This is a genomic window from Pseudomonas sp. PA-4-8C (assembly GCF_021606625.1).
In the GTDB taxonomy this organism is placed as follows: Bacteria; Pseudomonadota; Gammaproteobacteria; order Pseudomonadales; family Pseudomonadaceae; genus Aquipseudomonas; species Aquipseudomonas lactis.
In genome coordinates, this window is record NZ_WKCD01000301.1 from 1 (window position 1) to 6,474 (window position 6,474).

A 6,474-nucleotide genomic window follows, 5' to 3' on the forward strand; every position below is an offset into this window, starting at 1 on the left:
GCGTGCCGGTATCGAGTTTGTTCAGAACGCCCGCGCCGGTGATATCGACGCCAAGAGTGGCAGTCGCCAGTGGGTCGACGCGCACGGCGAAGTTGCCGCTGCCGGTGCTCAACTGCCCACCGGTGCCATTGACCAGGTTGTAGCCATCGGTGACGAATTGCATGCCAGTGATGGTTTGTACGCCATTCACGCTGACGGTGCCCGCCGCGCCTTGGAACACCGCAAAGCCACCGCCCCAGGTCTGGTTGGAAAGGCCGTCGGCCGAGGTCCAGTTGGTGCCCCCCGCTGTCCAGGTGCCGTTGCCACCGTCAACAGTGCCGTTGGCAAGGGTGTTGCTGCCGTCCCAGAAACGAATATTCGGCGCCGCTACCACCAGGTTGACCTGGCTGCCCACTGAGGTCTGTACCAGCAGATCACCCAGCCCATAACCCAGCGGCACCGTGTTGACGTTCAATGCGCCGGTCAAGCCGCCGGTGTAGTTGATCAAGCGATACACACCAGCGCCAAAGCCACCGGCATCGCTCACATTGAGGTCGCCGGCCAGGTTCACGTTGCCACCGACATTCATCAGCGAAGTCAGCGACGGTGCGCCAAGCGCCACATCCAGACTGGCCCCGGCACTCATGTTCAGGCCGCCAGCCGACAAGGTCGTGCCACTGCCCAGCGCCAGGTGCCCGCCGCTATTGATATTCGCCGTACCCAATAGCGAGCCACTGCCGGTGAGGGTGCCGCCGCTATTCACGTTGACCAACGCGCTGCCCAGAGAACCATCGACATCCAGGGTGCCCGCGTTGATCGCCGTGTTACCGGTGATGCCATTGATTCCGTTGAGCGTGAGCGTGCCGGTACCCACTTTGATCAAGCTGCCCGCGCCGCTGAGGTCACCGTCAAAAGTACTGCTGGTGTTCACCCCTCCCACGGTGAGATTCAAACCGCCGCCGACTGCCACGCCACCCGCACCGCTGAGGCCGGCCAGGCTGGAATCGACGCCCAGGTTCAGTGCGGCGCCGGTGCTGACATCGACACCGGAGGTGTTGCCCAATGCACCGGCGCTGCCGGTGGTGACGCTGCCGGAGACAATATTCAATGGCCCGGTAAACGTGTTGCTGCCGCTCAAGGTCAGGTCAGCCAAGCCATTTTTGATCAGCGCACTGGCGCCGCTGATCACGCCGCTGAGGTTCAGGTCATTGTTACCCGCGAGCGTCAGGTCGCCATTCAAGGCAATCCCGTTGCCCAGGGTAAGGGCCGCACTGTTATCCAGGGTTGCCGCACCGCCGACCGTCAAGGAGCCTGCGCCCAATGCGCCTGCCGTGCCCAAGGTCAACGTACCGGCGTTGAGGCTGGTGCCACCGGTGAAAGTGTTGGTGCCGTTAAGGGTCAGGTTGGCCAGGCCATCCTTGATCAGCGCGCCCGCGCCGCTGACCACACCGCCCAGGGTCAGCCCATTGGTGCCGCCGACGGTCAGCCCGGCGTTGAGGGCAATGCCATTGCCCAGCGCCACCGCCGAGGTGCTGTTAAGGGTGGCGGCGCCGCCGACGGTCAAGTTGCCCAGGCCAAGCGCCGTGTTGCTGCCGACGGTCAGGCTGCCCGCATTCAAGGTAGTGCCGCCCAGGAAGTTATTGCTGCCGCTGAGTGTCAGGCCGGCCGTGCCGTTTTTGGTCAGGCTGCCTGCACCGTTGACCGTGCCGCCCAGGGTCAGGTTGGCGCTGCCGCCGATTCCAAGGTTACCGGCCAGGTTGACCGCGTTAGTCAGCGTGGCAGTGGTGCTGGCGTCCAGGGTCGTGCCTGCGGCAGCATTCAACGTACCCGCACCCAAGGCACCGGTAGCGCCAATCACCAGCTTGCCGCTGTTGAGTGCCGTGTTGCCCAGGTAAGTGTTCGCTTGATTGAGGATCAGATCCGCCGGGCCGTTCTTGATCAACCCGCCAAGGCCCGCCACCACGCCGCCAAGGGTCAGCGCGTTGCTGCCGCCAAGGGTCAGGTTACCGCCCAGGTTGAGGTTATTGCCCAGGCTCACTGCTGCACTGGCATCCAACGTGGTACCCGCCGAGGCGTTCAACACACTGGTGCCGAGCGCAGTATTGGAGCCAACCACCAGCGAACCGGCGTTGAGGGCCGTGGCGCCGGTGTAAGTATTGTTGCCCGTAAGCGCCAGGCTCGATACGCCCTCCTTGATCAACCCGGAACCGCCGCTGACAACCCCGCCAAGGGTCAGCGGGTTCACGCCATCTACGGTCAGATTGGCGTTCAAGGTAATCGCATTGCTGGTGGTCAGCGCAGCATTGCTCTCAAACGTACCCGCACCCGCGACGGTCAAGGCACCGGAGCCTAGCGCTGCGGCATTGCCCAATGTGAGCGTGCCGGCATTCAAGGTGGTGCCGCCCTGAAAGGTGTTGGCGCCGCTAAGGATCAACTCGCCGGTACCGGCTTTGTTCAGGCCAGCAGTGCCCGAGATCAGGCCACTCAAAGTCAGCCCGGTAGCAGCCCCCTGCACCGTCAGGCCACCGGTTCCGAGGGTCATCAGGTTAGCCAGCGTCAGGTTGTTAGTGGTGGCTTCGATAGCGCCGCCGTTGGACGTGAGCACACCGCTGCCGAATGTCGAGTTGTTATTGAATTGCGCCACGCCGCCGTTGAGCGTGGTGCTGCCGCTGACCAACGGCCCCTGCAGGGTCCAGGTGCCACTATTGATGGCTAGGTTGTTGAAGTTGACATAGTTGGCGCTTGAGGCCGAGCCGGTGCCAGTACTGCCGCCACCGACACCCGTCGTGTTTTCAAGAATCAGCGAGTTGCTGCCGCCTGCGCCGCCGTCCACCTGGCCGGTGGGCGCAAACGTCAGGTTCACGCCGATCAGTCCGCCCAGGCTCAAGCCGAGGCCGCCGCCGTTGGTCACTTGCGAGCCCGTGACTGCCGTAAAGGTGTTGGTACTGGCGGTCCCCATCGACACGCCGCCAGAGATGGTGCCGGTGTTGCGGAACGTGTTCCCTGTAGTGGAGCTCTCGAACGCCACGCGCCCGGTCAGGGTGCCGTTGTTCGTCATATTGACCTGCCCGCCACCCTGTACCGCCACCACCGGGGTGTCGGAGGAAAGCAGCGAAAGGCCGAGCAAGAAAGACGAACCAATGGTGCCGTCGTTGACAATCGTGGTGGTGCCGCCTACGCCGTTGGTGGCATTGAGTGCCATGCCGCCCAGCGAGGCCAGGTTCAACCCAAGCAGCGCGCCGGTACCGTTAATAACGCCGGTGGCCGCGTTGGTGATGTTCAGCGCATTGGCTGTCGAGTTGCCGATCACCACACCACCGCTCAGGGCTGAAACCAACCCAAGTACTGCCGGGTCAATGGTGCCGGCGTTGTTCAATGTCGTGTTGTTGCCCGTCAGGCTCAGCGCGACACCACCCACCAATGTATTGAGCTTCGTCCCGGCGGTGACGTTGACCGTGAGGGTGTTGACAGCGCTGTTGAAGGTGTTGGGAATCAGCAGCAATGTCGGCACACCCGTACAGGTCACCGTCGCTCCAGCGGTGGGACTCGCCGGGCTACAGGCGGCGAACACATCCGGGCTCGCCAGCCCCATCACCAGCCCGGCCACGCCCAGGCGGATCGCAAGAGAAAGCGCAGAAATACGAGGTAAAGCGGCAGTCGCAAGTCTTCTATCCACGTTCTACTCCTTGTGGTCCAAGCCTTTCATCCGTGACTGCGTGCACGCCTTGTTTCAACGATCCACACGCATCGAATTCGAAACACCTGACCGTGGTGACTACTGGTTCAGTTTTTCGAAACGTTAGTAGACCTGCGCGAAAGCCATTGAATTAAATGGTATTAATACTTTCGTAAAACCGGCGTAAAAATGGGATGAGCGCCAACATCCATTGACTGTCGCGACAAAAATACAAGTTTCAAAATGTGAAAAAGCGCTCTAATAGGGCCCTATCCTCCCCCACCGTAGGCGCGAGCTTGCTCGCGAAAATCCTCAACGATGACGCGACAAACCGGATATAACGCGGTGCCCTTGCGTTTTTCGCGAGCAAGCTCGCTCCTACCGTTGATCGATGCAAATGCTGGAGTTCGTAATGCCCCATGAAGGCAACCTGTTACAAGCAGCCGTGGTGTTCCTGTTCGCCGCCGTGCTGACCGTGCCCCTGGCCAAGCGCCTGCAATTGGGCGCGGTGCTGGGCTATCTGTTCGCCGGTGTGATCATCGGCCCGTCGGTACTTGGACTGATCGGCAACCCGCAAAGCGTGGCGCAGTTTTCTGAACTGGGCGTGGTGCTGTTGCTGTTCATCATCGGCCTGGAATTGTCACCCAAACGTTTATGGGTGATGCGCAAGGCGGTGTTCGGCGTCGGTCTGGCCCAGGTCCTGCTCACCGGTGTGGTGATGGGCGCGGTCGCGCTGTGGCTGTTTGGCCAGTCGTGGAACAGCGCCATCGTGCTGGGCCTTGGCCTGGCACTATCCTCCACGGCGTTTGGCCTGCAAAGCCTGGCCGAACGCAAGGAACTCAACCAACCCCACGGGCGCCTGGCCTTTGCCATCCTGTTGTTCCAGGACATCGCCGCCATCCCGCTGATCGCCATGGTGCCGTTGCTGGCCGGCAGCGATCATCCGACCACCGAGGCCCAAGGCCTGCAACATGTGCTGCAGATCCTCGGCAGCATCGCGGTGGTGATCATCGGCGGGCGCTACCTGTTGCGCCCGGTGTTTCGCATTGTCGCCAAGACCGGCCTGCGCGAAGTGTCCACCGCCACCGCGCTGCTGGTGGTGATCGGCACCGCCTGGCTGATGGAATTGGTGGGCGTGTCCATGGCCCTGGGCGCCTTCCTCGCCGGCCTGCTGCTGGCGGATTCGGAATACCGCCACGAACTGGAATCCCAGATCGAGCCGTTCAAGGGCCTGCTGCTGGGGCTGTTTTTCATCAGCGTAGGCATGGGCGCCAACCTCAGCCTGCTGCTCAGCACACCGCTGGTGGTGATCGGCCTGACCCTGCTGCTGATCGGCTTGAAGCTGCCGCTGCTGTACGCCGTCGGGCGAATGGTGGGCGACCTCAACCGCGAAAGCGCTTTACGCCTGGGCGTGGTGCTGGCGGCGGGGGGTGAGTTCGCCTTTGTGGTGTTCAAGATCGGCCGCGACCAGGGCCTGTTCGAACCGCAGCTGTACGACGTGCTGGTGCTCACCATCACGCTGTCCATGGCCGTGACCCCGCTGCTGTTGCTGGTGTGCCCGAAGCTGTTCAAGCCCAAGGTCAAGCCGGTGGAAGTACCCGAGGAATACCGCGCCATCGAAAGCGATGCGCCCCGCGTGGTCATCGCCGGCATGGGCCGCATGGGCCAGATCGTGGCGCGCATCCTGCGCGCCCAGAACATCTCGTTCATCGCCCTCGACACCTCGGTGGAAACCATCGAGCTGACCCGCAGTTTCGGTGGCATGCCGGTGTTCTACGGCGACCCCCAACGCCCGGAAATCCTCCACGCGGCCAAAGTCGATCAAGCGGAATTCTTCGTGATCGCCATGGACGACCCGGAGATCAACATCAAGACCGCCGAGTTGGTGCGCAACCTCTACCCGCACATGAAGATCATCGCCCGTGCGCGCAACCGCCAGCACGTACACCGCTTGGTGGACCTGGACGCTTCACCGGTGCGCGAAACCTTCTACTCCAGCCTGGAAATGAGCCGCCGTACCCTGGTCGGCCTCGGTTTGAGCCAGGCCCAGGCCGATGCGCGCATCAACCGCTTCAAGACCCACGACCAGCAGGTACTCGCCGCCCAACACGCGGTGTACGACGACGCGGCCAAGGTCATGCAAACCGCCCAGGAAGCCCGTGCGGAACTGGCGCGCCTGTTTGAAATGGACAGGCTTGAGGAAGAGTCTTCCGACAAAGTGTGACGGGGCCGATGAACGAGATTGCGAATTTTCTGACAGAATACGCCGCAATTTCGTTCATCCCCGGAGTGCTTCATGGCCACGTTCACCAAGACCGCAATGCTGCTGGCCCTCGCGCTCACCGCCAGCAGCGTGTTCGCTGCTGCCAAGCCCACCACCCAGACCATCTCCACCTTGGGTGGCAAGTTCACCTTCAAACTGCCCAAGGCCTACAGCGCCGACACCCTGCCATCCGGCACGGCGCAAGACGGCACCGCCGACACCCAAGGCACCCTGTACGCCAACTCAACGACGAAAAGTGTGGTGATCGTCGCCGAAACCGTGCGCAACGATGGGACAAAGATCCAGGATAACGACCCGCAGTTCCTCGACGGCGCCGTGGCCGATTTCGTCAAGGACCAGAGTGCTGCCCTGCCCGACTTCAAGAAACTGGGCGAGAAGAAACTCACCTACAAGGGCCTGGGCCTGCGCCAAGTGGACAGCAGCGCTACCCAAGGTGGTGGCAAGACCTTGAACTCCACATTCCTGGGTGGTTCGGGCAACCATTTGCTGGTGATCCAGGCGATTTCCCGGGCGGATGATGTGAAGGGGCATGCAC

3 protein-coding genes are annotated in these 6,474 nt (G+C 62.3%); 2 read left to right on the forward strand and 1 reads right to left on the reverse strand.

Annotated features, from left to right (window positions below):
- On the reverse strand, positions 1-3,655 hold a 3,655-nt coding region (locus GIW04_RS26480), incomplete at its 3' end, for a beta strand repeat-containing protein (protein WP_236479352.1).
- Between the two features lie 412 nt (positions 3,656-4,067).
- On the opposite strand from GIW04_RS26480, the gene GIW04_RS26485 reads away from it, so the two are divergent.
- Both GIW04_RS26485 and GIW04_RS26490 read left to right on the forward strand, forming a co-directional pair.
- Positions 4,068-5,879 carry a monovalent cation:proton antiporter-2 (CPA2) family protein gene (locus tag GIW04_RS26485; protein WP_019817299.1) on the forward strand — a complete coding sequence of 604 codons (1,812 nt, stop codon included), beginning with the start codon at positions 4,068-4,070 and terminating at the stop codon, positions 5,877-5,879.
- Between the two features lie 72 nt (positions 5,880-5,951).
- Positions 5,952-6,474: hypothetical protein (locus GIW04_RS26490; RefSeq protein ID WP_236479353.1), on the forward strand; the 523-nt coding region annotated here is incomplete at its 3' end.